Source organism: Streptomyces sp. NBC_01190, from assembly GCF_045039895.1.
Classification (GTDB): Bacteria; Actinomycetota; Actinomycetes; order Streptomycetales; family Streptomycetaceae; genus Actinacidiphila.
The window spans coordinates 2,674,382-2,700,791 of the sequence record NZ_CP108580.1; the positions used below are offsets into that span (position 1 = coordinate 2,674,382).

The 26,410-nt window shown below is 72.8% G+C and carries 27 protein-coding genes and 1 tRNA gene; 11 read left to right on the forward strand and 17 right to left on the reverse strand.

Annotated features, from left to right (window positions below; all coding sequences use genetic code 11):
- The first annotated feature begins 298 nt into the window (after nt 1-298).
- Nucleotides 299-1,054, forward strand: coding sequence for an IclR family transcriptional regulator (locus OG519_RS11130; protein ID WP_405581970.1), 756 nt, complete (start codon nt 299-301; stop codon nt 1,052-1,054).
- Between the two features lie 55 nt (nt 1,055-1,109).
- On the opposite strand, the gene OG519_RS11135 is transcribed toward OG519_RS11130, so the two are convergent.
- Nucleotides 1,110-1,183 (reverse strand) — tRNA-Lys (locus OG519_RS11135).
- Between the two features lie 58 nt (nt 1,184-1,241).
- The gene (locus OG519_RS11140; protein ID WP_405581973.1) at nt 1,242-2,063 is read right to left on the reverse strand and encodes a pentapeptide repeat-containing protein; all 822 of its coding nucleotides are present in this window, start codon (nt 2,061-2,063) and stop codon (nt 1,242-1,244) included.
- A 200-nt stretch (nt 2,064-2,263) separates the two neighbouring features.
- On the opposite strand from OG519_RS11140, the gene OG519_RS11145 reads away from it, so the two are divergent.
- The gene (locus OG519_RS11145; RefSeq protein ID WP_405581975.1) at nt 2,264-3,421 is read left to right on the forward strand and encodes a PP2C family protein-serine/threonine phosphatase; all 1,158 of its coding nucleotides are present in this window, start codon (nt 2,264-2,266) and stop codon (nt 3,419-3,421) included.
- Between the two features lie 63 nt (nt 3,422-3,484).
- Here OG519_RS11145 and OG519_RS11150 read toward each other — a convergent pair whose 3' ends face one another.
- From OG519_RS11150 to OG519_RS11170, 5 genes are all read right to left on the reverse strand, one after another.
- Nucleotides 3,485-4,063 (reverse strand): Uma2 family endonuclease, encoded by a 579-nt coding sequence (locus OG519_RS11150; protein WP_405581978.1) that lies wholly within the window; start codon nt 4,061-4,063, stop codon nt 3,485-3,487.
- A 68-nt stretch (nt 4,064-4,131) separates the two neighbouring features.
- The gene (locus tag OG519_RS11155) at nt 4,132-4,800 is read right to left on the reverse strand and encodes a class F sortase (protein WP_405581981.1); all 669 of its coding nucleotides are present in this window, start codon (nt 4,798-4,800) and stop codon (nt 4,132-4,134) included.
- 5 nt (nt 4,801-4,805) lie between these two features.
- A complete protein-coding gene (locus OG519_RS11160; RefSeq protein WP_405581984.1) occupies nt 4,806-5,732 on the reverse strand; it encodes a hypothetical protein in 927 nt (308 codons plus the stop codon).
- Nucleotides 5,733-5,958: 226 nt separating this feature from the next.
- On the reverse strand, nt 5,959-6,738 hold the full coding sequence (locus tag OG519_RS11165) for an HAD-IIA family hydrolase (RefSeq protein ID WP_405581987.1): 780 nt from the start codon (nt 6,736-6,738) through the stop codon (nt 5,959-5,961).
- A 129-nt stretch (nt 6,739-6,867) separates the two neighbouring features.
- Nucleotides 6,868-8,016: an ROK family protein gene (locus tag OG519_RS11170; RefSeq protein ID WP_405581990.1), complete on the reverse strand. Its 1,149-nt coding sequence runs from the start codon at nt 8,014-8,016 to the stop codon at nt 6,868-6,870.
- 628 nt (nt 8,017-8,644) lie between these two features.
- On the opposite strand from OG519_RS11170, the gene OG519_RS11175 reads away from it, so the two are divergent.
- Nucleotides 8,645-9,748 (forward strand): Gfo/Idh/MocA family oxidoreductase, encoded by a 1,104-nt coding sequence (locus OG519_RS11175; protein ID WP_405581993.1) that lies wholly within the window; start codon nt 8,645-8,647, stop codon nt 9,746-9,748.
- Nucleotides 9,745-10,368 (forward strand): heme-degrading domain-containing protein, encoded by a 624-nt coding sequence (locus OG519_RS11180; RefSeq protein WP_405581996.1) that lies wholly within the window; start codon nt 9,745-9,747, stop codon nt 10,366-10,368. The genes OG519_RS11175 and OG519_RS11180 overlap by 4 nt, the downstream gene beginning before the upstream one ends.
- Before the next feature lie 138 nt (nt 10,369-10,506).
- Here the strand turns inward: OG519_RS11180 and OG519_RS11185 are convergent, their stop codons facing one another.
- Together OG519_RS11185 and OG519_RS11190 are read right to left on the reverse strand one after the other, a co-directional pair.
- Complete coding sequence (locus OG519_RS11185; RefSeq protein WP_405581998.1) at nt 10,507-11,361, reverse strand: fumarylacetoacetate hydrolase family protein; 855 nt, start codon at nt 11,359-11,361, stop codon at nt 10,507-10,509.
- A 214-nt stretch (nt 11,362-11,575) separates the two neighbouring features.
- Nucleotides 11,576-12,868, reverse strand: coding sequence for a DUF445 domain-containing protein (locus tag OG519_RS11190; RefSeq protein ID WP_405592636.1), 1,293 nt, complete (start codon nt 12,866-12,868; stop codon nt 11,576-11,578).
- A gap of 105 nt (nt 12,869-12,973) precedes the next feature.
- Here OG519_RS11190 and OG519_RS11195 point away from each other — a divergent pair, with 105 nt between their 5' ends.
- Nucleotides 12,974-14,095 (forward strand): aminotransferase class V-fold PLP-dependent enzyme, encoded by a 1,122-nt coding sequence (locus tag OG519_RS11195; protein WP_405582001.1) that lies wholly within the window; start codon nt 12,974-12,976, stop codon nt 14,093-14,095.
- Between the two features lie 73 nt (nt 14,096-14,168).
- Here the strand turns inward: OG519_RS11195 and OG519_RS11200 are convergent, their stop codons facing one another.
- Together OG519_RS11200 and OG519_RS11205 are read right to left on the reverse strand one after the other, a co-directional pair.
- On the reverse strand, nt 14,169-14,699 hold the full coding sequence (locus OG519_RS11200) for an ATP-binding protein (protein ID WP_405582004.1): 531 nt from the start codon (nt 14,697-14,699) through the stop codon (nt 14,169-14,171).
- Entirely contained in the window at nt 14,696-14,983 is a 288-nt protein-coding gene (locus OG519_RS11205; RefSeq protein WP_405582007.1) for a hypothetical protein, read from the reverse strand. Before OG519_RS11205 ends, OG519_RS11200 begins: the two co-directional genes overlap by 4 nt.
- A 327-nt stretch (nt 14,984-15,310) precedes the next feature.
- Between OG519_RS11205 and OG519_RS11210 the strand changes: the two genes are divergently transcribed.
- Entirely contained in the window at nt 15,311-16,171 is an 861-nt protein-coding gene (locus OG519_RS11210) for a helix-turn-helix domain-containing protein (RefSeq protein ID WP_405582010.1), read from the forward strand.
- Between the two features lie 12 nt (nt 16,172-16,183).
- Nucleotides 16,184-16,447 carry a DUF397 domain-containing protein gene (locus OG519_RS11215; protein ID WP_405582013.1) on the forward strand — a complete coding sequence of 88 codons (264 nt, stop codon included), beginning with the start codon at nt 16,184-16,186 and terminating at the stop codon, nt 16,445-16,447.
- Between the two features lie 276 nt (nt 16,448-16,723).
- On the opposite strand, the gene OG519_RS11220 is transcribed toward OG519_RS11215, so the two are convergent.
- A complete protein-coding gene (locus OG519_RS11220) occupies nt 16,724-17,545 on the reverse strand; it encodes a helix-turn-helix transcriptional regulator (RefSeq protein ID WP_405582016.1) in 822 nt (273 codons plus the stop codon).
- Between the two features lie 71 nt (nt 17,546-17,616).
- Between OG519_RS11220 and OG519_RS11225 the strand changes: the two genes are divergently transcribed.
- A complete protein-coding gene (locus OG519_RS11225; protein ID WP_405582019.1) occupies nt 17,617-18,333 on the forward strand; it encodes an SDR family oxidoreductase in 717 nt (238 codons plus the stop codon).
- A 76-nt stretch (nt 18,334-18,409) separates the two neighbouring features.
- On the opposite strand, the gene OG519_RS11230 is transcribed toward OG519_RS11225, so the two are convergent.
- Complete coding sequence (locus OG519_RS11230; RefSeq protein WP_405582021.1) at nt 18,410-18,691, reverse strand: hypothetical protein; 282 nt, start codon at nt 18,689-18,691, stop codon at nt 18,410-18,412.
- A gap of 454 nt (nt 18,692-19,145) precedes the next feature.
- On the reverse strand, nt 19,146-20,036 hold the full coding sequence (locus OG519_RS11235) for an SDR family NAD(P)-dependent oxidoreductase (RefSeq protein ID WP_405582024.1): 891 nt from the start codon (nt 20,034-20,036) through the stop codon (nt 19,146-19,148).
- 87 nt (nt 20,037-20,123) lie between these two features.
- On the opposite strand from OG519_RS11235, the gene OG519_RS11240 reads away from it, so the two are divergent.
- The 3 genes from OG519_RS11240 to OG519_RS11250 all read left to right on the forward strand — a co-directional run bounded on the left by OG519_RS11240 (nt 20,124) and on the right by OG519_RS11250 (nt 23,223).
- The gene (locus tag OG519_RS11240; RefSeq protein WP_405582028.1) at nt 20,124-20,975 is read left to right on the forward strand and encodes a helix-turn-helix transcriptional regulator; all 852 of its coding nucleotides are present in this window, start codon (nt 20,124-20,126) and stop codon (nt 20,973-20,975) included.
- A 246-nt stretch (nt 20,976-21,221) separates the two neighbouring features.
- On the forward strand, nt 21,222-22,055 hold the full coding sequence (gene lepB / locus OG519_RS11245) for a signal peptidase I (RefSeq protein ID WP_405592638.1): 834 nt from the start codon (nt 21,222-21,224) through the stop codon (nt 22,053-22,055).
- Between the two features lie 13 nt (nt 22,056-22,068).
- Complete coding sequence (locus OG519_RS11250) at nt 22,069-23,223, forward strand: N(5)-(carboxyethyl)ornithine synthase (RefSeq protein WP_405582031.1); 1,155 nt, start codon at nt 22,069-22,071, stop codon at nt 23,221-23,223.
- A 57-nt stretch (nt 23,224-23,280) separates the two neighbouring features.
- On the opposite strand, the gene OG519_RS11255 is transcribed toward OG519_RS11250, so the two are convergent.
- From OG519_RS11255 to OG519_RS11265, 3 genes are all read right to left on the reverse strand, one after another.
- On the reverse strand, nt 23,281-24,393 hold the full coding sequence (locus tag OG519_RS11255; RefSeq protein WP_405582034.1) for an ATP-binding cassette domain-containing protein: 1,113 nt from the start codon (nt 24,391-24,393) through the stop codon (nt 23,281-23,283).
- A gap of 7 nt (nt 24,394-24,400) precedes the next feature.
- A complete protein-coding gene (locus tag OG519_RS11260) occupies nt 24,401-25,165 on the reverse strand; it encodes an ABC transporter permease (RefSeq protein WP_405592640.1) in 765 nt (254 codons plus the stop codon).
- Nucleotides 25,166-25,355: 190 nt separating this feature from the next.
- Nucleotides 25,356-26,159 carry an ABC transporter permease gene (locus OG519_RS11265; RefSeq protein WP_405592642.1) on the reverse strand — a complete coding sequence of 268 codons (804 nt, stop codon included), beginning with the start codon at nt 26,157-26,159 and terminating at the stop codon, nt 25,356-25,358.
- Between the last annotated feature and the right edge of the window lie 251 nt (nt 26,160-26,410).

Here is a 26,410-nt window from a genome sequence, read left to right on the forward strand (position 1 = left end):
CAACCGTAACCGCCGATCGGATGTTCCCCAGGGGCTTTCTCCGGCCATGGACCGCCCCACAAGCGGACCGCAAGCCGCACACAAGCGAGCGGCGGCCGGGGTCCCGGGCCGCCGCTCGCCGGATGAGCGGGCTCACCCGAAAGGGTTGCTGGAGGGTAATGCTGCTGGCATATGCCAGTGTGGCGCTTTCCTGCATATACGCGCGCGGTAGCTCGAAATACCCGTCAACAGCCCCAACCGAAATGCCTTCGAGGGCTATCGTGAGAAAAGGCAGGGGTCACACCTTCAGGGGGCCACCGTGGTGACACAGTACCGACAACCGGGGCCGGTCTACGCGGTCCGGTACGCGCTGCGGGTGCTGGAGACGGTGGACGCCCACCGGCACGGCGTCACCGCGGAACACCTCGCCGAGCACACCGGTGTACCGCTCACGTACATGGGCCAGCTGCTGTCGATGCTGCGCCGGGAGGGATATCTGGCGCCCGCGCCGGGCTGCCGTTACGTGCTCGGTGAGTCGACCCTGCTGCTCGGCGCCGCGGACCGCGACGCCGCGGTGGCGGAACGGCTCCGGGCGATCCTCGTCGAGCTGCGCGAGGAGATCGGCGCCGCGGTCTACTTCGGCCGGTACGACGAGGGCGAGGTCCGGATCGTGGACTACGCCGACAGCCCGGAGACCCCGGCGGTCAACGAGTGGGTGGACTTCCGCTCCTCCGGCCACGCCAGCGCGATGGGCAAGTGCCTGCTCGCCCAGCTCGACCACAACGGCCGCCTCGACCACTTCTCCCGGCACCACCCGGCCCGGCTCACCTCCAGGACCGAGGTGGACGACCGGGTGCTGCTCACCAGGCTGGAGCGGCAGCCCGCCACCGTCCCCACCCTCGACCTCCAGGAGTACGCGGTCGGCACCGTCTGCGCCGCCATCCCGGTCACCATCGGCAACGCCGCGGCGGCCCTGGCGCTCTCCTTGCCGGCCACCCGCGCCCACCGGCTGCGCCCCGCCGTGGACGCGCTGCACGAGCGCGCGGCGCCGGCCCTGCTGTCCATGAGCATCTGAGCCGCGAAAACACCGAAGGCCCCCCGGGTGAACAGGAGGGCCTTCGGTCTTCAGGTGCGCCGCCAGGGACTCGAACCCCGGACCCGCTGATTAAGAGTCAGCTGCTCTAACCAACTGAGCTAGCGGCGCCTGCTGACAAGAAGATCGTACCTGATGGCCGCGGCCGTCCCCAAACCGAGCCCGGCGGTCAGCGCCAGTGGGACGGCCGGGTGAGCGCGGGCGGCAGCGCGGTCCTGGTGTCGCCCCTGGCCGCGTTGAGCTGGGGCTGGGTGAGGAAGAGCGCCCCGGTGAGATCCGCGCCGCGCAGATCCGTGTCGCGCAGGTCGGCGCCGAGGAGGTCGGCGAGGCGCAGATCGGCGTCGCGGAGGTCGGCGCCGATCAGTAGGGCGCCGCGCAGCCCGGCACCCCGCAGGGCGGCCCCGCGCAGCCGGGCGCCCATCAGGTCGGCGCCCCTGCGGTCCTTGCGGCGGCCGGGCACCTGGGCACGTACCGCCTCGCTCACCCGGCCGAGCAGTTCGCCGACCTCGGCGCGCTCGGCGGCCGGGTCCACCGCGAGCAGGGCGTCCGGGTCGAGCCGGGTGAGCGCGTCGACCCGGTCGAGCGCCCGGCCGATCGCCGCCCGCTCGGCTGACGCGGCCGGGTGGTCACGGGCCTCGGTGAGGTGGCGGAGGAGTTCGTGGAGCTGGCGCATCACGGGCAGCGCGGCGAACATCGCCCGGCCGCCGTCGGGGGCGCCGCGCCAGTCCCGGCCGGCGAAGGTGACCTGGGAGAGGTGCTGGCCGGCGCCGAAGCAGTCGTAGACGGTGCAGCCCCGGTAGCCGCTGGTCCGCAGCTCGGCGTGGATGCCGCAGCGGTGGTCGGCGCCGAGGTGGCGGCAGGGGTCGCCGGCCTTCTTGTCCGCGGCGAAGTCGGTGGAGACGGTGAAGGCGAGGGCGACGCAGCAGAGCCCGAAGCAGTTCGCGCAGTCGGCCCGCAGCCGCCCGGCGGTCACCTGTGCCGCTTCCTCCACCGCTCCCGCGCCTCCGTCTCCGTGGTCCGGCCGATCGCCGTGCTCTGGACGATCCCCGTGGTCTAGGCGATCTCCGTGGTCCGGACGGCTGTCCGGGTCGGTGCCGTCCGGGCTCCATGGTGCACCATGTGCGGTTGCGGTCCGGGGGGAAGGTCGGAACGCTTGAGCCGACGCGGTCGGACAGCCGGATAGGTTCTCATGTGAAGAAAGCCTGGTCGAAGGTGAGCACGCTCCTTGAGCGGGCGGAGAGCGACTACCCCTCCCGGGTCGGGGTCGTGCTGCCGCTGATCGCCATCGCGCTGGTGGTCGCCGCGGATCTGCTGGCCGGCCGGGACCACTATCTGACGCCCGGCATCGTGGTCGCGCCCGCGCTGGCCTCGCTCACCCTGCGATGGCGCGGCACCCTCTTCATCGCCCTGCTGGGCGCGGCCGTCCAGGGCGCCCTGGCGCCTTACGACGGCGCGACCGACATCCCCAGCCATGACGTGCTCTTCGGCCAGGTCTTCGCCTACGCCGCCGTCTCCGTCTTCAGCGTCTACATCTCCTGGCGGCGGGAGGCCGGGGCGCGGGCGTACACCGCGATCACCACCGTCGCGGAGGCCGCCCAGCACGCCCTGATGCGGCCGCCGCCAGCGCGGGTGGGCGGGGTGCGGCTCGCGGTCCGCTATGTGTCCGCCGCCACGGATGCCCAGATCGGCGGCGATCTGTACGCGGTGCTCGACACCCCGTACGGCGTACGGGCGATGGTCGGGGATGTCCGCGGCAAAGGGCTCCAGGCGGTGCAGGCCGCGTCAGTGGTGCTCGGCTCCTTCCGGGAGGCCGCTTACGACGAGGGCGGGCTCGGCACCGCGGCCGCGCGCGTCGACGTGAGCGTGCGGCGCAATGTCACCACCGGGGAGTTCATCACCGCGCTCTTCGCCCAGTTCGACCGGCCGGACAGCGTGCAGTTGCTGCACTACGGCCATGTGGCGCCGCTGCGGGTGTCGCGGGACGGCTCGGTGGAGACGCTGAACCCGGCCGATCCGTGGGTGCCGCTCGGCCTGGCCGACATGGTCGAGGGCGAACCCGTCCCCTGGCGGGTGCCGATGCGGCCGGGCGATGTGCTGGTGCTCTGCACGGACGGGGTGATCGAGGCGCGCAGCCCGCGGGACAACACGTTCTATCCGCTGACCGAGCGGGTGGGCCCGCTGATCGCGGGGTGCGGGACCGACCTGGACGCGGCGGTGCAGCAGGTCTACGCGGACCTGCTGCGGCACGCCGGGGGTTCGCTCTCCGACGACGTGGTGCTGCTGCTGCTCACGCCGCTCCCGTATCCGCTGCCGGCCGAGCCGACGGGGCCGCGCGAGGACGTACTGTAGCGGCTCCGGCGCGCACCGTCCCCCCGCCCGCCGAGAACTCACCGGCTCCGCCGGGAGCGGCGCTCAGCGCGTCCAGTCCTTGAGCGGCTCGGTCTCCAGGGTCACCCCGACCGGCTGTGGCAGCTCGACACGCTTGCCGAAGTAGTGCCGGTCGATGTGGCTGTGGACGCCGTCCTCCGGGTCGCTGTACACCACGACCTCGCCGAGGCTGCGGTCGATCAGGAGGTACACCGGAATGCCGGTCTCCCCATAGGCGCGCGGCTTGTCCTGCCGGTCCCGCTTGTCGGTGTCGCTGTCGTAGGACGTGACCTCGACCGTCATCAGCACCTGCCCGGCGTCGGCCCATTCCCCCTGGCCCGCGAAGCTCCCGTCGGGAGCGAGCGTGCCGCCCGGCCTGGCGTGGCCCTGGCGATAGGCCTCGACCTTCAGACCGCGTCCCGGATAGAGCCAGAGATCTGGGCGTTGCTGTACGCATTGCTCCGTGACCCAGCGGATGATCTCGCCTTGATCCCCGTCCGAAACCGGCTTGACCAGCAGTTTTCCGCCGAGGAACTCCAGCCGGACCGCTTCGCGTTCGGCGGCGGCCGCGATGTGCTCGAACTCCTCGGCCAGCATCCGCGGCCGGTCCTCGATGGCGGTCACCGTGCCCCTCCGATCCGCTGCCTCCGGGGATCCGGAAGCGACGCTTCGCACGCTACTACGCCCTGCTACTACGCCGGGTGGGAGCCCGTGAGGGTGGCGTAGACGACGAGGTTGGCGGAGTAGGTCCGGGCGGTGCGGTCGAAGGTGCCGCCGCAGGTGATGAGGCGGAGGTCGGGGCGGGGGGTGGAGCCGTAGACGCGGGCGGGGTCGAAGTGGGACTTCTGGACGATCTCGACGGCCTCGACGGAGAACTGGGCGACGGTGCCGTCGTGGCGGGTGATGTCGATGTGGGCGCCCTGGTGGATGTCGCCGAGGTCGTAGAAGACGGCGGGGCCGGTCTCGGTGTCGACGTGGCCGACGACGAGGGCGGCGCCGGCCGCGCCGGGGGTGGGGCCGCCGCGGTACCAGCCGGCGACCTCGGGGGTGGTGTACGGCGGCGGGTCGACGGTGCCGTCGGTGAGGCCGCGGGGGACGAGAGCCGCGTGCAGGCCGATGGAGCCGATGTCGATGCGCTCGGGGACGGCGCCCGGCAGCGGGGCGTGGGCCGGGTGGAGCCACGGCGGGTGGTCGGCGGCCCCGGCGGGCGCCGGGTGGGGTGCGGCGGCGGCCGGGCGCGGCGTGGCGGCCGATCCGGGGTGGCCGACCAGCCAGGCGGCCGGCAGCAGCAGCGCGGCGGCGATGGCCGCCCACCGACGGCCGGCGGAGCCGGACCGGTGCGGGTCGGCCGCGTCGATCATCCGGTTCAGCCGCGGACGGAGCCGCGGCGCCGGCGGATCAGCAGGCCGGCCAGGCCGAGGACCGCGCAGCCGCCGGTGACCAGCAGCGGGCCGGTGCTGCCGCCCAGGGCGGTCGGGCCGGCCGCCAACTGCGCCGTGCCGCCACCACCCGCGGGCACCGGCCGCACCGGGCTCGGCGGGCCGCCGGGGCCCTTGGGTCCGTTGGGCACGCCGGGGATGGGATTGGCGGCGGGCGAGGTCGGCAGTCCGCCCGCGGTGACCGTGATGGACGCCGAGGCGGTACTGGTGGCGCCGTCGCAGTCGACGGAGATCGCGTACGACCCGTCGGCCGCGTCGGACTTGATGAAGGCGCTGCCCTGGAGGCCGTTGCCGTCGTCGGCCGGGGCGAGAGTCACGGTGTCCACGAAGACCTGGGCGCTGGCCTTGGCCTTCTTCCCCGCGGCGCAGGAGGCCGCCAGGTGGAGGGTCACCTCGCCGCCGGGGGCGACGGTCCGCGGGGACACCTCCATCGTGCGCGCGGCGTCCGACCAGCCGGAGGAGTCCGGCGCGTACGAAGCACCCGAGCCGGCATCCGAACCGGCACCCGGACCGTCCGACCCGCCGGGCGCCCCTGACGCGCCTGACGCGCCTGAAAGGTCCGGCGCGTCCGACGCACCGAACGCCCCTGACGCGTCGGGCACATCCGCGGCGTCGGGCGCGTCGGATGTACCTGAGGTGCCTGAGGTGTCCGCGGCGCCTGAGAGGTCGGCCTGCCCGGAGGAGCCGGCGTCAGCCGCCCAGCCGTCCGGCCCGTCGCTCCCGGTGCTCGCGCTGCTGCCCGCTCCCCCGCCGCCCTCGTCCGCGACGGCCTGCTCCGTCACCGCCGCCCCGCCGAAGGCGAGCACGGCCGCGACGCCGACAGCGGCGACGGCAGGGGCTTTCAGACCAAACATGGGAACCTCCGCTCAGCCCGGGGCGGCGTCCGCGCCCGGTGCTTACGAAGATTCCGGTCCGGGCCACCGCCCGCACTCCGGGCGGAGCCTCACTGGCCCATCTCGGTGACGCAGCGTGCACCAGGGGTTACCCGGCGGCCGCCGCCCCCGGCGGGTCCCCACGAGAGCCCGGCCGCGCGTCAGAACTCAGCTCAGACGTCGGCCCGGGGTCGGCTCAGACGCCGGCTCAGACCTCGGCGACGAGATCGGCGATCGAGTCGACCACGTAGGACGGACGGAACGGGTAGCGGCCGATGTCCGCCACCGTGGTCAGCCCGGTGAGCACCAGGTACGTCTTCATGCCGGACTCAAGACCGGCCAGCACATCGGTGTCCATCCGGTCGCCGATCATCGCGCTGGTCTCGGAGTGCGCGCCGATCGCGTTGAGCCCGGCCCGCATCATCAGCGGGTTCGGCTTGCCGATGAAGTACGGCTCCTTGCCGGTCGCCTTGGTGATCAGCGCGGCCACCGACCCGGCGGCGGGGAGCACGCCCTGCGGGGAGGGACCGGTCTGGTCCGGGTTGGTGCACAGGAAACGCGCCCCGTCGTTGATCAGCCGGATCGCCTTCGTCAGCGCCTCGAAGCTGTAGGTACGGGTCTCGCCGAGCACCACGTAGTCCGGCTCGGAGTCGGTGAGCACGTAGCCGACGTCGTGCAGCGCGGTGGTCAGGCCCGCCTCACCGATGACGTGCGCGGTCCCGCCGGGCCGCTGGTCGTCGAGGAACTTGGCGGTGGCGAGCGCGGAGGTCCAGATGTTGGCGACCGGCACGTCGAGGCCCATCCGGGCGAGGCGGGCCCGCAGGTCGCGCGGGGTGTAGATGGAGTTGTTGGTGAGCACCAGGAACGGCTTGCCCGACTCCTTGAGCGCCTTCAGGAAGGCGTCTGCGCCCGGTACCGGCACCCCTTCGTGGATCAGCACTCCGTCCAGGTCGGTGAGCCACGACTCGATGGGCTTGCGTGTCTGCACGGTGCGCACTCCTGTTCCCACGGCCCCTGGGAAGGGCCGGTCTGATCGCCTGTTCTGCCCAGGGTAGTCGGGGCCGGATGACCCCGCCCCGACCGTCCGTCCGCAGGTGGCGCCGGGGTCAGCACCCGGTCAACGGGATCGGCGCCGGGTCCGCGCGGGTCGGTGGAGGGTGGCGCGGGTGAAGAGGGGGGTCAGGGCGAGGAGGGCCGCGCCCTCGGGTACGGCGAGGGGGGCGGCCAGGGTGACCGGGACGGCCCGGCCGCGTTCGGCGAGGACCGCGGCGACCTCGCGGCGGAAGATCTCGGAGGCGGCGAGGGGGGTACGGCCGCCGAGGATCACCTGGTCGATGTCGAGCAGCGCGACGAGGTTGGCGGCGCCTATCCCCAGCACGCGGGCCGCGCCGGCCAGGTCGCCCCGGTCCACCGCGGCCAGGCACAGGACTTCGAGGCAGCCCCGGTTGCCGCACGCGCACAGCGGTCCGTCCGGCGCCACGGCCTGGTGGCCGAACTCGCCCGCGCCGGTCCGCCCGCCCCGGTACGGCTTTCCGTCCAGCACGAGCGCCGCGCCGAGTCCGGCGCCGAGGTGCAGATAGCCGAAGGAGCCGGGGGCGGGGGCGCGGGGGCCTGCGGCCGGCATGGCCGGTGTTGGCCGTGCTGGCCGTGCTGGCCGTGCTGTCAGCGCTGCCGGTGCTGCCGGTATGGAGGAGGTCGAGCGGGCCGCGAGGATCGCCAGCGCGGCGGTGTTGGTGTCCTTGTCCACGGTGACCGGCAGGCCGAGGCGGGCGGTGAGTTCGTCGGCGAGCCGGACGCCGGACCAGTGCGGGTGGCCGGTGACGCGGTGCAGGGTGCCCGAGGTGTGGTCGAGGGGGCCGCGCGTGCCGACGCCGACGCCGAGCACCGGGCGGGGGGCGAGGTCGAGGGTGACGCGGATCTCCCGGACGATCGCGTCGAGCGCCTCGGGGACGGGGCGGCCGAGGTCGAGCGGCGCGGAGCGGGAGGCGAGGACGCGGCCGGCCAGGTCCGTACGGACCGCGGTGAGCGTCGCGCCGTCGAGGTGCACGCCGACCGCGTGCCACGCGTCCGCCGCGAGCCGCAGCCCGGTCGACGGCTTCCCCCCGGTCGACGCCCGTCGCCCCGCCTCCTCGACCAGCCCCTCCCCCCGCAGCCGCCCGGCGATCTTGCTGACCGCCTGCGGCGTAAGCCCACTCCACCCCGCCAACTCCAGCCGACTCAGCCCCCCGTCCCCCCACCCCACCGCCGCCCTCAACAACTCCAGCACCACCCCCGCGTTATGACTCCCAACCCCAACCCAATTCACCCCACCCCACCCCCCGGAACCGGCGCCGGCGCCGGGCGCCGCCACCGGTCCAACGCCGGGCGGGGCAAGCCCCGAACGCCCAGCCGATCCGGCCGCCGACGGCGCAGCCGCTGGTTCGCCCCGCGGGGCGGGGGCCGGGGCGGCACCCGCAACGGTCTCGCGCCCGGAAGCAGCATCGACCCCGCTGGTCCTCGCCGCGCCAGCGGGCGACCCTCCAGGCACGGCCGCCGCCGAAGGCGCGCGCCCCCCGAAACCGGCGCCGGCACCGGACGCCGCCACCGGTCCAACGCCCGGCGGGGCGACAACCGAAGGCCCACCCACCGGCGGCGGAGCCGCAAACCCACCCGGACCCACACCACCACCCCCCGCCGCGCCAGCGGGCGACTCCCCGGGCACGGCCGCCGCCGAAGCCACTAGCCCCCCGGAACCGGAACCGGCGCCGGGCGCCGCCACCGGTCCAACGCCGGGACAGGCGGGGGCGGGTGGGGTCCGCGGGCGCGGGGGCGGGTCGGGCGGGGTGGAGGTGGGGGGCACGGAGGCATTCTGCACCGCACTTGCACTTCGGCAACACTGTTGCAAAAGTGACCGCATGAGCACTTCCGGCAGCACCAGCCCCGGCGCCGGGTCCGGCGGGGATCGGACCGGGTCACTTCGGGTCGCCCTCGTCGGGTACGGCCCGGCCGGGTCGTTCTTCCACGCGCCGCTGATCGCCAGTACCCCGGGCCTCGTCCTGGACACGATCGTCACCGGCAGCGAGGAGCGACGTCAGCAGGCCCGCGCCGAGCACCCGGAGGTCCGCTTCGCCGGCAGCGCCGACGAGGTGTGGGCCCGGGCCCGCGAGCTGGACCTGGTCGTGCTGGCCTCCCCCAACCGCACCCATGTCCCGCTGGCCACCGCCGCCTTGGAGGCCGGCCTGCCGGTCGTGGTGGACAAGCCGATCGCCGGCACCGCCGCCCAGGCCAGGGAACTGGCCGATCTCGCCTACGCCAAGGACCTGTTGCTCACCGTCTTCCAGAACCGCCGCTGGGACAGCGACTTCCTCACCCTGCGCGAAATCCTCGCCAAGGGCGAGTTGGGCGACATCCACCGCTTCGAGTCCCGCTTCGAGCGCTGGCGCCCGCGACTCAAGGGCGGCTGGCGCGAGTCCGGCGACCCGGCCGAGGTCGGCGGCCTCCTCTACGACCTGGGCAGCCACCTCGTCGACCAGGCACTCACCCTCTTCGGCCCGGCCCGCCTGGTCTACGCCGAGGCCGACGTGCGGCGGCCGGGCGCCGCCGCCGACGACGACAGCTTCATGGCGATCACCCACACCGGCGGCGTCCGCTCGCACCTGTGGATGAGCGCCACCACCGCCCGGCTCGGCCCGCGCTTCCGGGTGCTGGGCAGCGCCGGCGGCTATCTGAGCCACGGCCTGGACCAGCAGGAACCCGCGCTGCGGGCGGGCCTGCGGCCGGGCGACGGGACCGCCTGGGGCGCCGTGCCGGAGTCCGCCTGGGGCACCCTCGGCACCGACGAGGACGCCCGGCCCGTACCGTCGCTGCCCGGTGACTACCCCGCCTTCTACGCCGCCGTCGAGACGGCCCTGCGCGAAGGCACCGAGGCGCCGGTGAGCCCGCTCCAGGCGGTGGCCGCCCTTGAGGTCATCGAAGCCGCGCGGCTTTCCGCCCGCACCGGACGGGTGGTGGAGCTGTGAGCGAGAGCGACTCCGCCGGCCGGCCGGCCGACCCGCCGCACCCCGCAAACCCGCCCCGCCCGGCAGACTCGGCGCACCAGTCAGCCGCGCCGCAGCCGACCGAAGCGGCCGACCCCGCCGAACCAGCCGACCCCGCCGAACCAGCCGGCCTCACCGAACTCGCCGAGCAGGAACGGACCCTCGTCCTGCCCCGCTTCACCCCCGACGACGCCTGGCGCCTCGGCTGCCTGCTGGTGGAGCTCGCCCGGGAGCGCGACGCCGCCGTCACCATCTCGGTCGTGCGCGGCCCGCAGCGCCTCTTCCACGCCGCACTCGACGGCACGACCGCCGACAACGACGCCTGGCTGGAACGCAAAGCCCGGGTCGTCGAGCGCTACGCCGCCAGCTCGCTGATGGTCGGCGAGCGCTTCCGGGCGAGGGGCACCACCTTCGAGGAGTCCTCCCGCCTCGACCCGAACCTCTTCGCCGCCCACGGCGGCGCCTTCCCCGTACGGGTGACCGGCGTCGGCGTGGTGGGCGTGGTCGGCGTCTCGGGCCTGCCGCAACGGGAGGACCACGCCCTGGTGGTGGCCGGACTGACCCGTTTCCTCGACGACCTCAGGACGTCCTGGGACACCTGACCGGCCGGGCCGGGGGCGACCGGGCCGACCGCCGGACCCCCGACGGCCGGCACCCGCTCCCGAGCCGCCGCCCCTGAACCCCCTCAGCCAGGTCAGCCCGGTCAACCCCGTCAGCCCCCTCGGCCAACCCACAAACCCTCAGGCCGACTTCAGCTCCTGCCGCTGCCGCCCCAGCCCCTCGATCGCCAGCTCCACCACATCACCCGGGTTCAGATACGGCTTCGGCTCCGGCTGCCCCAGCGCGACCCCCGCCGGGGTCCCCGTGTTGATCACATCACCGGGGTAGAGCGTCATGAACTGGCTGAGGTACCGCACCACTTCGGCCACCGGGAAGATCTGGTCCCCGGTGTTGCCGTCCTGCTTCAACTCCCCGTTGACCCACAGCTTCAGCGGCAGCGCCTGCGGGTCGGCGATCTCGTCGGCGGTGACCAGCCACGGGCCCAGCGGGTTGAAGGTCTCGCAGTTCTTGCCCTTGTCCCACTGCCCGCCGCGCTCGATCTGGTACTCCCGCTCGGACACGTCGTGCGCGAGGGCGTACCCCGCGACGGCGGCCAGCGCCTCCTCGTGCGAGGCCGCGTACCGCAGCTCGCGCCCGATGACGACGGCGAGTTCCACCTCCCAGTCGGTCTTCCGGCTGCCGCGCGGCACCAGCACCGTGTCCTCGGGCCCGACCACGGTGTCCGGCGCCTTCATGAAGACGACCGGCTCGTCGGGCGCCTGGGCGCCGATCTCGGCGGCGTGGTCGTGGTAGTTGAGGCCGATGCAGACGATCTTGCCGATCCGGGCCAGCGGCGGCCCGACCCGCAGCGACGCGTCCAGGGCCGGCAGCGAGCCGTCCGCCCCGGCGGCGGCGACGCGTTCCAGCGCGGCGGCGTCGGCGAGCAGCGAACCGTCGATGTCGGGCACGAGAGCGCTCAGGTCCCGCAGCACGCCCTCGTGGTCCAGCAGGGCCGGGCGCTCGGCCCCGGCGGGTCCGACTCGCAGCAGCTTCACAGTGGTACTCCGTAGCTTGGTTGACTTCGTTCGGGGTGGGCGAACAGCGTGGTTCGAGGTGGGCGATCCGGTACGACGGCCGGTCAGTGCACCAACGGTCATCGGATGTCTGTCCGATCCTCCAATCCCCGCCCCGCCCCGCGCAACCCCCGATCCGATCCGAGCCGCCGCCCGTTGTCCGGGCCGACCAGGCCGATAAGGCCGACAGAAGACCTCAGCCGCCGGCCGCCTGCGAGACCGCGTAGATCACCAGACCGGCCAGCGCTCCGACCACCGTGCCGTTGATCCGGATGAACTGGAGGTCGCGCCCCACGTGCGCCTCGATCTTGCGCGAGGTCTGGTCCGCGTCCCAGCCGGCCACCGTGTCGCTGATCAGCGAGGTGATCTCGTCCCGGTAGGTCGTGACGAGATACGTGGCCGCGTCCTCCAGCCAACTGTCCACCTTCGACTGGAGCCGCTCGTCGGTGGTCAGCCGGGTGCCGAGTGACAGCAGCGAGGCCCGGGCGCGCAGCCGCAGTTCGCTGGTCTCGTCCTCGGCGGCGGCCACCATCATGCCGCGCACCGCGCCCCACACCGACGCGATCAGATCCTGCACCTCGCTCCGCGCCAGCAGGTCCTTCTTCAGCCGCTCCACCCGCTGCCGGGTGTCGGGGTCGGACTGGAGCTCGGTGGCGAAGTCGCCGAGGAAGCGGTCGACCGCCCCCCGCGCGGGGTGCTCGGGCGAGTCCCGCATCTCGGTGACGAACCGCAGCAGCTCCTTGTAGACCCGCTCGCCGACCTTGCGGTCCACGAACCGGGGCGTCCAGCCGGGCGCCCCGTCCTGCACCGCGCCCATCACCGAGTCGCCGTGCTCCACCAGCCAGTCGTGGACCCGTACGCACACCAGGTCCACCATCCGCCGGTGGCCGCCGTCGACGACGATGCGCTCCAGCAGCTTGCCGAGCCCGGGTCCGATCTCCTGCGCCTCGGCCCGCCGGGTGATCGCCTCGCTCACCACCGCCTGCACATCGGAGTCCCGCAGCACGGTCAGCACACCCCGCAGCGCGGCCGCCGCCTGCTCGGTCACCTTGTCCGCGTTGACCGGTTCGGCCAGCCAGTGGCCCAGGCGCGAGCCGATGCCGACCGCCCGCAGCCGGGTGCGGACCACATCGGCGGACAGGAAATTCTCCCCGACAAAATCGCCGAGGCTCTCGCCGAGCGCGTCCTTCTTCGTCGGGATGATCGCGGTGTGCGGGATCGGCAGCCCCAGCGGGTGCCGGAAGAGGGCGGTGACCGCGAACCAGTCGGCCAGCGCGCCCACCATGCCGGCTTCGGCCGCCGCGGCCACGTACCCGGCCCAGCCGCCCGCCCCGTGCGCGCCGGCCACCTTCGCCCCGACGTAGACCACCGTCGCGACCAGCAGAAACCCGGTCGCGATCAGCTTCATCCGCCGCACACCCCGCCAGCGCTCGGCGTCCGCGTCCGCGCCCTCACCCGGCCGGTCAGCCGGCCCCTTCGCCACACCCATTGGCTCCACCCACGTATTCTCACCGCCTTGTACGTCTTGGAACGTACGAATGACCCGCGACGCCTCCCGGTGTCGTCCACCTCACGCCCTGGAGGGACCCGTCCCATGTCCACCGATGGCCTTCCCGGTTACGCCGAGCACTTCGAGGAGCCCGCGGGCTACCTGGATTTCGCCCGCTACGGACCGCCCTCCCGGGACGTACTGGCCGCCACCGCCACCGCCCTGACCCGCTCCGCGCACGCCGACCACACCACCGTCAACGACCTGATGCGCGCCGAACGGGCCGCCCGGGACAGCGCGGCCCACCTCGCCGGGGCCGCCGCCGAGAACACGGTGCTGCTCCCCAACGCCTCCACCGGCCTCTTCCACGCCGCCTTCGGCATCCCCACCGGCACGGTCCTCGTCCCCGGCACGGACTTCCCCGCCAACCACTACCCGTGGCGCCGCACCGAAGCCCTCGGCCGCGCCGTCCCCCGCTGGCTGGAGCCGGATCCGTACGGCCGGATCACCGCCGACACCGTCCGCGCCGCCCTCACCGACGAGGTGGTGGCGCTCGCGGTGAGCGCGGTCGATTTCCGTACCGGCTACCGCGCCGACCTCGCGGCGCTGCGCGAGGCGATCGGGCCCGACCGGCTGCTGATCGTGGACGCCATCCAGGGCTTCGGGATCGCCGAACTCCCCTGGCAGGCGGCCGACGTGGTGGTGGCCGGCGGCCAGAAGTGGCTGCGGGCGAGCTGGAGCACCGGCTTCGCCACCCTCTCGGACCTGGCCCTGGACCGCCTGGAGCCGACGCTCACCGGCTGGACCGGTATCGAGGACGTGGCGTCCTTCGACGACGTCGAGCACCCGCCCGCCACCGGCGCCCAGCGGTGGAGCATCACCAATCTGAGCCCGGTCGCCGCCGCGGCCTTCGCGGCCGCGCTCCGGATCGTGGCGGACACGACCGTTCGGGCGATCGAGGCGCATATCGCGGAGCGGGTGGGTGAGTTGATCGACGCCGTCCGGAGCGGTGGCGGCGAGGTCCTCTCGCCCACCGCGCCCGCCGAACGAGCCGGCATCGTCTCCTTCCGGATGCCCGGCACGGACACCGCGGCGGTCGGAAAGGCGCTGCACGCGCAGGAGGTCTCACCGACCGTCCGCACCACTTCGGTACGGCTGTCCGCCCACGCGTCCACCGGCCGGGGCGCCGTCGACCGGGTACGGGCGGCCCTGGAATCCCTGCGGTGAGCGGCCGGTGAGCGGTGGGGCGGCGGTGAGCGGTGCGCCGACGGGCGGTGGGTCGGCGGGTCACCGGTGCGGTTCAGGCGAGAACCCGCTGTCTGAGCGCCGTCTCCACCCGTTCCCACTCGGCTCCGAACCCGGCGGTGCGCGGTTCGACCACCTGCCCCTTGATGGCGGGGACGGACAACTCGGCCCATACGATCTTGCCGCCCACCGCGGGCCGGCAGATGTCCCACCGCTCGCTCACCGCCTCCACCAGGAAGAGCCCGCGCCCGCCCTCGGCCTCCAGGGTCTGCTCCCGGATGACCGGGATGCCCTCGCCCGGATCCCACACCTCGACGTAGAGACTCGCGCCGACCATCCGGAGCTGTACGCCGATCACATGGTGGACGCTGGGCGGGCACGCGATCGTGGCCGTGGTCTTCACCGCGTTGGTCACCAACTCGCTCACCACCAACTCAACGCTGTCCAGGAGCGCCTGGAGCCCCCACTCGCACAGGGTGCGCCGGATGAAACCCCGGCTGCGGCCCACGGCGGCGAGCACCGCGCTGAGCCGGAGTGACGCCACATACAGACACTTCGGGTCCTCGACCACGCCCCCACAGCTCACGGAGCCACCTCCACCACATTCGCACCGGTTTCCGACTCCAGCCACGCCAACCGCTGTTCGCGTAACGCCTCCCCAACTCCGAAATGCCGTAAGGACGGTGTGACCACCAGCCCCGCCCCGGTCCGCTTGAGCGCGGCGATCAGTGCGGTGAGCGACTCGCCGCGGCCGTCGTCCTCCTCCTGGAACAACCCCGCCAACACCTGGCCCTCCTTCTCGGCGTAGCCCCGTAAGAGCTGCTCGGTGTCCCGCACGTCGACATCCGCCTGATCTTCGTAGACCCGCATATACCCATACATCGGCGATTTCACGACGCGGCCTTCCCTCTCTCCAACCCGCACCACACGGACGGTCCCTGGCGTTCGGCCGCACCACAGGTTCGAGGCAGGCTGCGCCCAGTACGCGCGAAGTCGCCCAAAGGCATGATTTCGCCAGCGCACAGCAGTCGGCCTAAAACAGAGCGTGCCATACTGCGCGCTACTAGCTTGCTCCTAGCGGAGCATCCCGCGCAACCACATCCGAAGCAACGGTTGCGTTCGTAATACGACCTGCTGCGAGGGGCGAGTGTCGGTCAAACTCATCCCGGTCAGCCGTGCACACGAAGGGCAGAGCGAGTGCCAACGAAGCGGCAGATGCCGACGATCCGACTCCGGCGGATGGCCGGCGAACTACGACGCCTGCGCGACGTCAACGGCTTGACCAGGGAAGAGGTCGAGGAGCGCACGGGCATCAACAACGTGACGCTGTACCGGATCGAGTACGCGAAGGTGCGCCCGCAGCGCCGGACGGTGATGGGGCTGCTCGATCTGTACGGGGTGGAGGACCCGCAGCGCTCGGAGATCTTGGCGCTTTTGAAGCAGGCCGACGAACAGAGCTGGTTGCGGCCGTATCACGCCGATCTGACTGACACTTACACTACGTTCATCAGCTTCGAGACCGAGGCCAGGAGCCTGCGCAACTACGAGTCGCTCTTCGTTCCCGGCCTCCTCCAGATCGAGGATTACGCGCGCGCGGTGATCAAGGGCGTCCTTCCAACGTCCACCACCAAAGAGGTAGAGCAGCGGGTGCAGGCCCGCATGGACCGGCAGGCGATCCTCCGGAGGGAGGCTCCGCTGGAGCTGTGGACCATCGTGGATGAGGCGGTGCTGCGACGTGGAATCGGAAAGCCGAACGTGATGGTGGACCAACTCCACCGCATGGTCGAAGTCGCCGAGCTCCCAAATGTGACGCTCCAGGTCATCCCATTCACCGCTGGGCCTCACCCCGGGATGCTCGGGAGCTTCGTTCTGATCGACTTCCCGGACCCCGCAGACCCGACCCTGAGCTACATGGAGAGCATGGCCGCAGACCTCTTCCTCGAAGCGGAGGCGGACGTGCAGCGGTACAACCAGAGCTTCGACCATCTACGCGCCATGGCACTCAGCCCCGACGACTCGAGACACCTGATCGCCAAGGTGGCAGATGAGATCAACTGAAGGAGAGCGGCAATGAAGATGGCGGACCTCAGCAACCCCAAGTGGTTCAAAAGCAGCTACAGCGCCGGCAACGGCAACTGCGTGGAAGTTGCTCCCACCTGGCGCAAAAGTAGCCACAGCAGCGGCAACGGCCAGTGCGTCGAGGTCGCGGCGTCACCCGACGCGATAGCCGTCCGGGACAGCAAAGACCCCGCCGGCCCGGCGCTCCTCTTCGCCCCCGGCGAGTTCACCGCCTTCATCCGCGGCATCGCCGACGGCGACTTCGCCCAGCCGTAACGCCCAACTCCAACGGCCCGGTTGTCACCCCGAAGGGTCGACAACCGGGCCACTGGGCTCCGCGGAACCCAAGCGAAAGCACCTCCCCATGAACGAACCCGAAGACCTCGCGGACGCCCTCGCCCGCCTTGAGCGGGCCCGCGCCCTCGGCCGCGACGAGCCCCCCATCCCCCACGCCGAGGCCCGCCGCACCCTCCTGCTCGCCGCCGGGCGGCCGGACCCCGCACCGGCTCACAGAAATGGAGAGCCAGAAGAACGAGGCGATCACACTCGCCGTCAGCTCCGGCTCGCCTGCGTGGCCAGCCTGCGCAGGGCCCGCGCGGCAGGCGATCCGGGGTCGGCCGTCATCAGGACAACCTCCTGGTCATCCTCGGGCACGAGCAGGACGTCGCAGTTCAACCGCAGCGCACCGGCTTCCGGATGGTCCAGGGTCTTGGTGCGATGCCCGGGAGCGTGGACCGGACGCGCCAGCCAGATCTGCCGGAACTCCTCGCTGCCGGCGTTCAGCTCGGCCAGCAGCGCGGCAAGCTGCGGGTCATGCGGGTAGCGGTCCGCGGCCCGGCGCAGCCGCGCCACCACGATGTGCCCGGATTCCTCGGCGCTGGAGCTCTCGTACGTCCGCCCCTGGCCCAGGAAGCGGCGTCGGGCCAGGTTCGTCGTCCCGCCTCCGAGGTCGGCGCCGAGCAGTGCCCGGGCCAGGGGGTTCCAGGCGACAACGCCGTACGCCGCGTCAGTGACGATGGCACCGGTCTCCGGCAGCCGCTCCAGCATCCGGGCCACGTGCGGGCGCACCCGCCGCACGGCGCTGATGCCAGGCGGCGCGCTTGAACCCGCCAGGCGGAACAGATGGCTGCGCTCGGCCGGCGTGAGCCGCAGCGCGCGGGCCAGCGCGTCCAGGATCCGGGCCGATGGCCGCGGCCCCCGGGCCTGCTCCAGCCGCGTGTAGTAGTCGACCGACATGTGGGCGAGCTCCGCCACCTCTTCGCGGCGCAGACCCGGTGTGCGGCGGTCGGTGCCCGTCGCCGCCAGGCCGATCTCGTGCGGATGCAGGGCCGCCCGGCGGTCCCGTAGATAGTGGGCCAGCTCCTGCCGTGCCATGTCGCCTCCTCCCGCTGCCTGGTACAGGCTGTCCCTGGCGGGGCACCCACAACCAGGGAAGTGTGGTTGCCATGGACGAACGCACAGCTCTGGTTACCGGTGCCAACAAGGGCATCGGCAAGCATATCGCCCGGCTGCTCGCCGCCGAGGGCCTCACCGTGTACGTGGGCTCCCGTGACCCCGGGCGCGGGCAGCGGGCCGTCGAGGAGATCGGAGCCGGGGCCCGTCTGCTGGTCCTCGACGTGACAGATCCCGACGGCGTCGCACAGGCCGCGGCTCAGATGGACCGCTTGGACGTGCTGGTCAACAACGCCGGCATCTCGCCGTCACTCGCCCCGCCGACCGACACCGGCGTCGAGGAGTACCGGCGCACATACGAGACCAATGTGTTCGGGGTAGTGGCGGTGACCAATGCCTTCCTGCCCGCCCTGCGCCGGTCCCCGCGCCCGCGCATCGTCAACATTTCCAGTGGCACGGCGTCGCTGGCCTGGAGCACCACCCCCAACCCCCAGTTCACCCCGGGAAACGGCGCCGGGGGCGCCTACCGGTCGTCCAAGGCCGCTCTCAACGCCCTCACCGTCCTCTACGCCCAGACGCTGGCTGAGGACGGCTTCAAGGTCAACGCGCTCGCCCCCGGCCTGCGGGCCACCGATCTCAACCCCCGGGCCGCCGCTGCCGCCGGCGACCCGGCCGAGGCCGCGCGGGGTGCCCTCCGCCTGGCCCTGCTGCCGGACGACGGCCCCACCGGTGGCTTCTTCTCCTGGGACGGAACGCCCGTGCCCTGGTGATCAGTCATGGGCGGCGACGATGACGGTGGCGGTCCCCCGGGGTCGGGCGCTGACCAGGGCGGACCGCCTTCGGCGGTCAGTCGCAGCGGCCGCAGGGGAATCCGCGCCGCAGGGCGGACCGGGCCCCGGTCAGCCCCGGCCACGGGGCCCAGCGGCCGCGGTGGGTGCGGTGCGGCGGGGGTCCGTACGGGGATTGCCAGGCGGCCCGGTCGGGCCGGCCCGAGCCGGGCGCCTGACGGCGCGGTGCGTCGTTGCCGTTGCCGTTGCCGTGCGGCAGGTTCAGCTCGTCATCGCGCCCGGCGCACAGGCGGAGCACGATCGGCAGGCAGGTGGGCAGGGCCACCCGGTTCTTGGGCACAGAGATACACCGTTTCCAGTGAGAGGACCGCAGCGAAAAGGAGCGCGGCGCGTTTGCGCGACGCGCGACGGTTCAGCGCTTGGGGGGTCTCACACGGTGTACAACGGCACGTCCTTCACGGGTAGCTGCGGGCCGCACCACGCTACCCGCCCCCGCCGCTGCGGCTCCACCCATTTTCGCCCTGCGGTGCCCCTTGCGGCCCGTCCCGCGACCTGACCGCCCGCCGTGGCCGAGCGCGCAGTTCCTCCCCCAGAGCTTCGCCTGGGGGGGACCCCCAGCGCCCCTGGTCCGGCGCCGCACAGCACCAACGCGCCCACCCAACGCCGCCCCCAGCGGACCGGGCCCCAAAGCGGCGCGGGGAACTGCGCGAGGAACCCCCACCCACCCGCAGCCGAAGAACAACCGCACCGCCCCGGGAAAAGGGCACCCTATCCCGCGAGCCACCCGGCAAGGGTCACGCTCGGGCGCCCCCGTCGACGCGGAGGACCGTGCCGGTGACGTAAGAGGCACGATCGCTGAGGAGCCACGCCGCGGCCTGGGCGATCTCCTCGGGGGCGGCCGAGCGGCCGAGCGGGGTCGCCGCGCGGAGTCGGTCGGCGAGGCCGGGGGAATCCGCCGCCCAGGTGCTGATCATCTCGGTCGCCGTGTTGCCGGGCGCGATCGCGTTGACGCGGATGCCCTCCGGGCCGTAGGTGATCCCCGCCGACTCGGTGAGGCTGTTCACCGCCCGCTTCATCGCACCGTACGCGGGCAGTTCGGGGTTGCCCCGCAGGCTGCCGACGCTGGAGTTGTTGACGATGGCCCCGGTCCCCGCGGTGGCCCGGATCGCGGCGACCTCCGCGACCATGGCCAGCCACGGGCCCTTGAGGTTGACGGCGTAGATGTGGTCGAAGTCCGCCTCCAGCACCCGGTCGAGCGGGCCGGGCGGGGTGATCGTCGCACCGTTGTTGAAGGCGACGTCGAGCCGGCCGTACACCTCCACCGCGCGGTCCACCGCCGCGCGCACACTCGCCGCGTCGGCCAGATCGCACACCACGTACTCCGCCACGCCGCCCGCCGCGCGGACCTCCTCGGTCACCGCCGCCAGCTGCGACTCCGTCCGGGCCGCGAGCAGCACCCGGGCGCCCTCGCGGGCGAAGAGCCGGGCCGCCGCGGCGCCGATCCCCCGGCCCGCGCCGGTGATGAAGGCGACCTTGCCGGCCAGCAGACCCGGCGCGGCCGGGGCGGACGCCTCGGCGCCAGGTGCGTTCCCGGTCGCTGTGCCGGCGGCCGGATGGTCGGCGGTCAGATGGTCGGCGGCCGGATTCGTGGCCGCCGGATTCTTGATGCTCGCTGTGTCGTCCATGACAGCGAGCCTGCGCCGGGCGGCGAAGCCGATCCAGGCACCGGCGGTACCTGGCTCGGCCCCGCGCCCCGGGGGCACACTCGACGTGTGGACAGACAAGAACTGGCCGACTTCCTGCGCACCCGGCGCGAGCGGATCACCCCCGCCGACGTGGGGCTGCCCGCCGGCCCGCGCCGCCGGACCCCGGGGCTGCGGCGCGAGGAGGCGGCGCAGCTCGCGTACATCTCGACCGAGTACTACACCCGGCTCGAACAGGCCCGCGGCCCGCGCCCGTCCCGCGAGGTGCTGGCCGGGCTGGCTCGGGCGCTGCGCCTTTCCGACGCCGAGCGCGACCACCTCCACCACCTGGCCGGCGCGCCGCCCGGCCCGCCGCCCGGGCCCTCGCGCGAGGTGCCGCAGAGCATCCTGGACCTGCTGCACCGGCTGCCGCACTCGGCCGCCTTCGTGACCTCCGCGATGTACGAGGTGATCGCCTGGAACGAGCTGGCGGCCGCCCTCATGGAGGACTTCTCCGCCGTACCGCGCCGCGACCGCAACCTGCTGCGCCGGGCCCTCCTCGGGCCCGACCCGGGCGGGCTGCGGCTGTTCGGGGTGTCGGACGCGGACGCCTTCGCCCGCACCGCGGCCCAGGACCTGCGCGCCACCGCCGCCCGCTACCCCGACGATCCCGAGCTGACCGAGCTGGTGGCCGAGCTCAAGGCCGGCAGCGCGGAGTTCACCCGGCTGTGGGCCTCCCACGACGTGCGCACCGACCGCACCCGGCAAAAGACCTTCCAGCACCCGCTGGTCGGCCCGATCACCGTCAACTGCGATGTCCTCGACATCAGCGACCGGGACCAGCGGGTGGTGATCTACACCGCCGCCCCCGGTTCGCCCGCCGAGGAGGCGCTGCGCCTGCTGTCGGTCATCGGCACCCAGCGCATGGACGTCCCCCACTGAGGCGCCCGCCGTCCACCACCGCCCCGGCCGCCATCCCCCCGGGCCCCGCCACCCCAGGGCGCCCCGCCCCCGGCCCCCGCGCAAACCCGTCCCCCACTCAATCCCTACCCTCTGAGCGGCGGGAACCCCCGATCGTTGGGTAGTCGGAGCAGGGGCGCCGGCAGCGGACGACGGCAGACGACGGCAGTCGACGGCGCGTACAAGGGAGCGAAAGTGGACGCAGTGGGGACGGACGGGGCCGCCCGGATCGACGGCGGGGAGGCGCCCGAGCCGCCCGGACGCGGCGGCGGACGGCAGCGCTCCCTGTGGAAGGAGCTGCCGATCCTGGTCGTCGTCGCCCTGGTGCTCGCGCTGATCATCAAGACCTTCCTGGTGCAGGCGTTCTCCATCCCCTCGGAGTCGATGCAGAACACCTTGCAGCCGGGAGACCGGGTGCTGGTCGACAAGCTGACGCCGTGGTTCGGCTCGAAGCCGGCCCGCGGCGAGGTGGTGGTCTTCCACGACCCGGCCGACTGGCTCGGCGACGAAGGGGCCCCGCACCCCAACGCCGTGCAGAAGGCGCTCGGCTTCGTGGGGCTGATGCCGGCCGCCGGCGAGCGGGATCTGATCAAGCGGGTCATCGCGGTGGCCGGCGACAGGGTGGAGTGCCAGGGCACGGGACCGGTGAAGGTCAACGGCAAGCCGCTCGACGAGCCCTACGTCTACGCCGGCAACACTCCGTGCAGCGCCGACGACCAGGGCGGCCGGTTCGCCGTCACCGTGCCCAAGGGGAAGATCTGGGTGATGGGCGACCACCGCCAGAACTCGTACGACTCCCGCTATCACCAGAACGACGAGACACGCGGCTTCGTCCCGGTCGGCAACGTCGTCGGCCGCGCCTTCGTCGTCGCCTGGCCCGTCGGCCGCTGGGCCACCCTCCCGGTTCCGCACACCTTCGGCCAGCCCGGCATCCACGCCGCCGCGGCGGCCGGACCCGGCGCCCTGGGACTGGCCGGCGCCCTCCCCCTCGTCCTGTGGCGCCGTGGGCGGCGGCGTCGGGACACCCTGCCCCGCGGACGGGGTGTGCTAAACAGGCGGTAACCAAAGGGGCAACTTGCAGCAGCTCACGCTCGGCATCATGGCGCACACCCGCAAGGAAAACGAGCACCGCCTGCCCGTCCACCCGGCGCACTTCGAGCGGATCGACGCCGATCTGCGCGCGCGGATCTTCCTGGAAAAGGACTACGGCGCGCACTTCGGCGTCGCCGACCGGCAACTGGCGCCACTGGTCGCCGGGCTCAGATCCCGGGAGGAGCTGATCGCGGAGTGTGACGTGATCCTCCTGGCCAAGCCGCTCCACGAGGATCTCGCCGAACTCCGCGAGGGCCAGGTGCTGTGGGGCTGGCCGCACTGCGTGCAGGACGAGAAGGTGACACAGAGCGCCATCGACCGGCGGCTGACGGTGATCGCCTTCGAGGCGATGAACCACTGGAGCCGCGAGGGCGCCTTCAATCTGCATGTCTTCCACAAGAACAACGAGCTGGCCGGCTACTCGTCGGTGCTGCACGCCATGCAGCTCACCGGGGCGACCGGTGACTACGGGCGCCGGCAGCGGGCCGTGGTGATCGGCTTCGGGGCCACCGCCCGGGGCGCGGTGACCGCGCTCAGCGCGCTGGGCGTGCACGATGTGGACGTGCTCACCGCCCGCGGGGTCACGGCGGTCAGCTCACCGATCCACTCCGCCCGGATCGTGCACTTCGACCACGACGAGGCGGACGACACCCTCGACCCGCGGCGGAGTGTCGCCCTCACCGAGGACGGTCCCCTGCCGCTGGCGGAGTTCCTCGCCGGGCACGACATCATCGTCAACTGCGTGCTCCAGGACACCGACGCGCCGCTGATGTTCCTGATAGAGGACGACCTGGCCACGCTCGCCCCCGGCACCCTCGTCATCGACGTGTCCTGCGACGAGGGCATGGGGTTCGCCTGGGCCCGCCCCACCACCTTCGCCGACCCGATGTTCACCGTCGGCGACCAGGTGCACTACTACGGCGTGGACCACAGCCCGTCCTACCTCTGGGACTCCGCCACCTGGGAGAACAGCGAGGCCCTCCTGCCGTATCTGCGGGCCGTCCTGGACGGGCCCGACGGCTGGGACGGGGACGAGACGATCCGGCGCGCCATCGAGATCCGCGGCGGCACCGTACAGAACCCCAAGGTGCTGGCCTTCCAGCACCGGGCGGCGGAGTACCCGCACGCGCACGTGTAGGACGCCGCGCACGCGCGGGACACCGGCCGACGGGTAAGGCACCGGCGCACGCGCGGGTCAGCGGCCCTCGCCGTACATCCGGGCGATCACATCCTCGATCGCGGGCTCCCGGACCGACAGGTCCACCAGGGGGTGACCGGCGGCGACGGCCGCGACCAGCGGGGCGGCGCTGCCGGTGGCCGGGAAGGCCAGCCACTGGCGGGGGCCCTCGACCCTGACGCAGCGGGCGCCCGGCACCTCGACCGGCGGCAGTTCATGGGCGAAGTCCACGACGAGGGTGCGTTCGCTGTCGCCGACCGCGTGCAGTCCGGCGAGGTCGCCGTCGTACATCACCCGGCCGTGGTCGATGACCATCACCCGGCGGCAGAGGGTCTCGATGTCGGTGAGGTCGTGGGTGGTGAGCAGGATCGTGGTGCCCCGCTCGGCGTTGTAGTCCCGCAGGAAGTCGCGCACCCGGGCCTTGCTGACCACGTCCAGGCCGATGGTGGGTTCGTCGAGGTAGAGCACCTCCGGGTCGTGCAGCAGCGCCGCCGCGATGTCGCCGCGCATCCGCTGGCCGAGCGAGAGCTGCCGTACGGGGACGTCCAACAGCGGTCCGAGGTCGAGGAGTTCCACGCAGGCGTCGAGGTTTCGGGTGTAGCGGGCGTCCTCGATCCGGTACATCCGGCGGACCAGTTCGTACGAGTCGCGCAGCGGCAGGTCCCACCACAAGGTGGTGCGCTGGCCGAAGACCACCCCGATCCGGCGGGCCAGCCGGGCGCGTTCGCGGGTGGGGTCGATGCCGCAGACGCTGATCCGGCCGCCGCTCGGGTTGAGGATGCCGGTGAGCATCTTGATGGTGGTGGACTTGCCCGCACCGTTGGGCCCGATGTAGCCGAGGATCTCGCCGCGCGGCACGGTGAAGGAGATGCCGTCCACCGCCCGCACCTGGTGCCGCTCGCGGCGGAACGTGCCCGCTTTCCGGCGCACCTCGAACACCTTGAAGACGCCGTCGAGTTCGATGACGGTGTCGGCCCCAGTGGCGGCCCCAGTGGCGGTCCCAGTGGCGGTCCCGGTGTCGGCGCCGGATCCGGCGGCCAGCGCCGCGCCGAGCGGCTCGACCGCCGCTCCGGGCCCGGCCGGGGCCGCGGCCCCTGGATTTCCACCTGGTACGTGTTCCGCCGCGCTCATCAGAACCTCAACTCCCTGTGCTGCGGTACGAACGGAGGCCGACCCGCCAGGCCAGCCCCGCCAGCAGGCAGCAGCCGAGCGCGACCGGCGGAGAGGCGAAGTCCACCCACCCGGGCAGGCCGAGCGGATCGGGCTCGCCGAGGACCCGCAGGGCGGGCAGCCAGTTCACGAAGGCGAGCGGCACCACGAAAGTCACCCCGCGGACCAGCTCGCGGGCGAAGATGCCCGGCGGGTACTGAAGCATGGTGTTGCCGCCGTAGGTCACCGAATTCTGCACCTCGGAGGCGTCGCTCGCCCAGAACTGGAAGGCGGCGGCGGCCACGAAGATCGCGCTGAAGAGCGCCGCCCCCGACACCACCATCACCGGCACCAGCGCCACCTTCACCGGCGACCACGCCACGTCCACCCGGCTCAGCGACCAGCCGAGCACGATCAGTCCCTGGGTGATCCGGCCGAGCCGGCGCAGCGCGAACCGGTCGGCGGCGACCTGGGCGAGCACCGGCACCGGCCGCAGCAGCAGGGTGTCGAGCGTGCCGTCCCGCACCCGGCGCCCGAGCCGCTCCATCGAGCCCATCACCATGTCGGCGACGCCGAAGGAGGTGCTCGCGGTGCCGTAGAGGAAGGCGACCTCGGGCAGGGTGAAGCCGCCGAGCACGGTGACGTGGGTGAACATCAGCAGGATGGTGACGAAGTCCAGCGCGGTGGCGGTGAGGTTGCCGAACGCGGTGAGGAAGAAGGACATCCGGTAGGCCATCGTGGACCGCACCCACATGGCGACGATCAGCCGGTAGGCGCGTACGGACTCGGTGGTACGCCGCCACGGGCCGTCCGGCCGGTCGGCGAAGCCGGGCGGGGCGGCGCGGCCGGGCAGGGGCCCGCCGCCGGGCAGGGGCCCGCCGCCGGGCAGGGGCCCGCCGCCGGGCGGCGGCCCGCCCTCGGAGCAGTCGGCCGGGGCCGCGAACTCAGCCACCCTGCACCACCACCCGCCGGGTCGCGACGCTCTGGAGGGCCCGGCCGCCGGCCAGCAGCGCCACCGCCCACCCCGCCTGGAGCGTCAGCGCGAGCAGCGCCCCGCCGCCGGTGTCCCGGCCGAGCAGCACATCGGCCGGGGTCTGGAGCATCGCCGCCCACGGCAGCGCCCGCGCCACCTCGCCGAGGGTGCCGGGAAAGACGTTCAGCGGCAGCAGCATGCCGGAGAAGAAGAGCCCGGCCAGCCACACCACCTGGCTCACCCCCGTCCCGTCCAGCAGCCAGAACGCGCTCAGCGCCACCGCGAAGCGCACCGCGAAGCTCACCAGCGCGCCCAGCGCGATCGACACCAGGAAGAGCAGCCAGGTCAGCGGGTCGGCGGGCAGCGCCAGATCGAAGAGGAGCGCGCCGGCCGTCATGGGGACGACCCCGCGCCCGAGCAGTTGGAAGGCGGCCCGGCCGAGGTCCGCCGAGAGCCACCAGGTCTGGAGGTCGGCCGGCCGGTAGAGGTCGACCGCGATGTCACCGGATCTGATCCGCTCGATCAGTTCCTCCTCGAAGCCGCCGCCCATCAGCGCCATCGTGGTCAGCAGCGCCTGCCCGACCCAGACGTACGTCAGCGCCTGCGCCTCGCTGTAGCCGCCGAGGTGCGGGCGCTGGTCCCAGAGCGCGATGTAGCTGTAGGAGACGATCAGCCCGAAGACGGTGTTGGTGAAGACACCGGCCGCGGTGGCCGTGCGATAGGTCGCGTACCGCCGGAAGCCGCGGACGACCACCGCCCCGTAGAAACCGCCCATCCGCCTGCTCACCCCCCACTCCCTGTCCGGACCGTCCAGCCGCCCGGCCACCCGGCACACAAGCCGCCGAGCCTAGTGCGGCCCCAGGGAACGGCACCATCGGTTTTCCGCTGGTTTTCACCCGTCCGGATGAGGGCACATCACGAGCTGTCACAGACCTGTCACGGATGTGTTGCGATGCTCAGCGCCGAACAGATGATGCGAGAGTGTTGACTGGGACCTTATTGGGTTTACGGCAGCGTACGTAACAA

Coding starts and splice junctions, on each gene's coding strand:
- OG519_RS11155 (WP_405581981.1), bottom strand. CDS start 4,800: ATGATCGACGCGGCCGACCCGCACCGGTCCGGCTCCGCCGGCCGTCGG.
- OG519_RS11160 (WP_405581984.1), bottom strand. CDS start 5,732: ATGTTTGGTCTGAAAGCCCCTGCCGTCGCCGCTGTCGGCGTCGCGGCC.
- OG519_RS11175 (WP_405581993.1), top strand. CDS start 8,645: ATGAGCACTTCCGGCAGCACCAGCCCCGGCGCCGGGTCCGGCGGGGAT.
- OG519_RS11190 (WP_405592636.1), bottom strand. CDS start 12,868: ATGGGTGTGGCGAAGGGGCCGGCTGACCGGCCGGGTGAGGGCGCGGAC.
- OG519_RS11195 (WP_405582001.1), top strand. CDS start 12,974: ATGTCCACCGATGGCCTTCCCGGTTACGCCGAGCACTTCGAGGAGCCC.
- OG519_RS11205 (WP_405582007.1), bottom strand. CDS start 14,983: ATGCGGGTCTACGAAGATCAGGCGGATGTCGACGTGCGGGACACCGAG.
- OG519_RS11215 (WP_405582013.1), top strand. CDS start 16,184: ATGAAGATGGCGGACCTCAGCAACCCCAAGTGGTTCAAAAGCAGCTAC.
- OG519_RS11220 (WP_405582016.1), bottom strand. CDS start 17,545: ATGGCACGGCAGGAGCTGGCCCACTATCTACGGGACCGCCGGGCGGCC.
- OG519_RS11225 (WP_405582019.1), top strand. CDS start 17,617: ATGGACGAACGCACAGCTCTGGTTACCGGTGCCAACAAGGGCATCGGC.
- OG519_RS11235 (WP_405582024.1), bottom strand. CDS start 20,036: ATGGACGACACAGCGAGCATCAAGAATCCGGCGGCCACGAATCCGGCC.
- OG519_RS11255 (WP_405582034.1), bottom strand. CDS start 24,393: ATGAGCGCGGCGGAACACGTACCAGGTGGAAATCCAGGGGCCGCGGCC.
- OG519_RS11260 (WP_405592640.1), bottom strand. CDS start 25,165: ATGTGGGTGCGGTCCACGATGGCCTACCGGATGTCCTTCTTCCTCACC.
- OG519_RS11265 (WP_405592642.1), bottom strand. CDS start 26,159: ATGGGCGGTTTCTACGGGGCGGTGGTCGTCCGCGGCTTCCGGCGGTAC.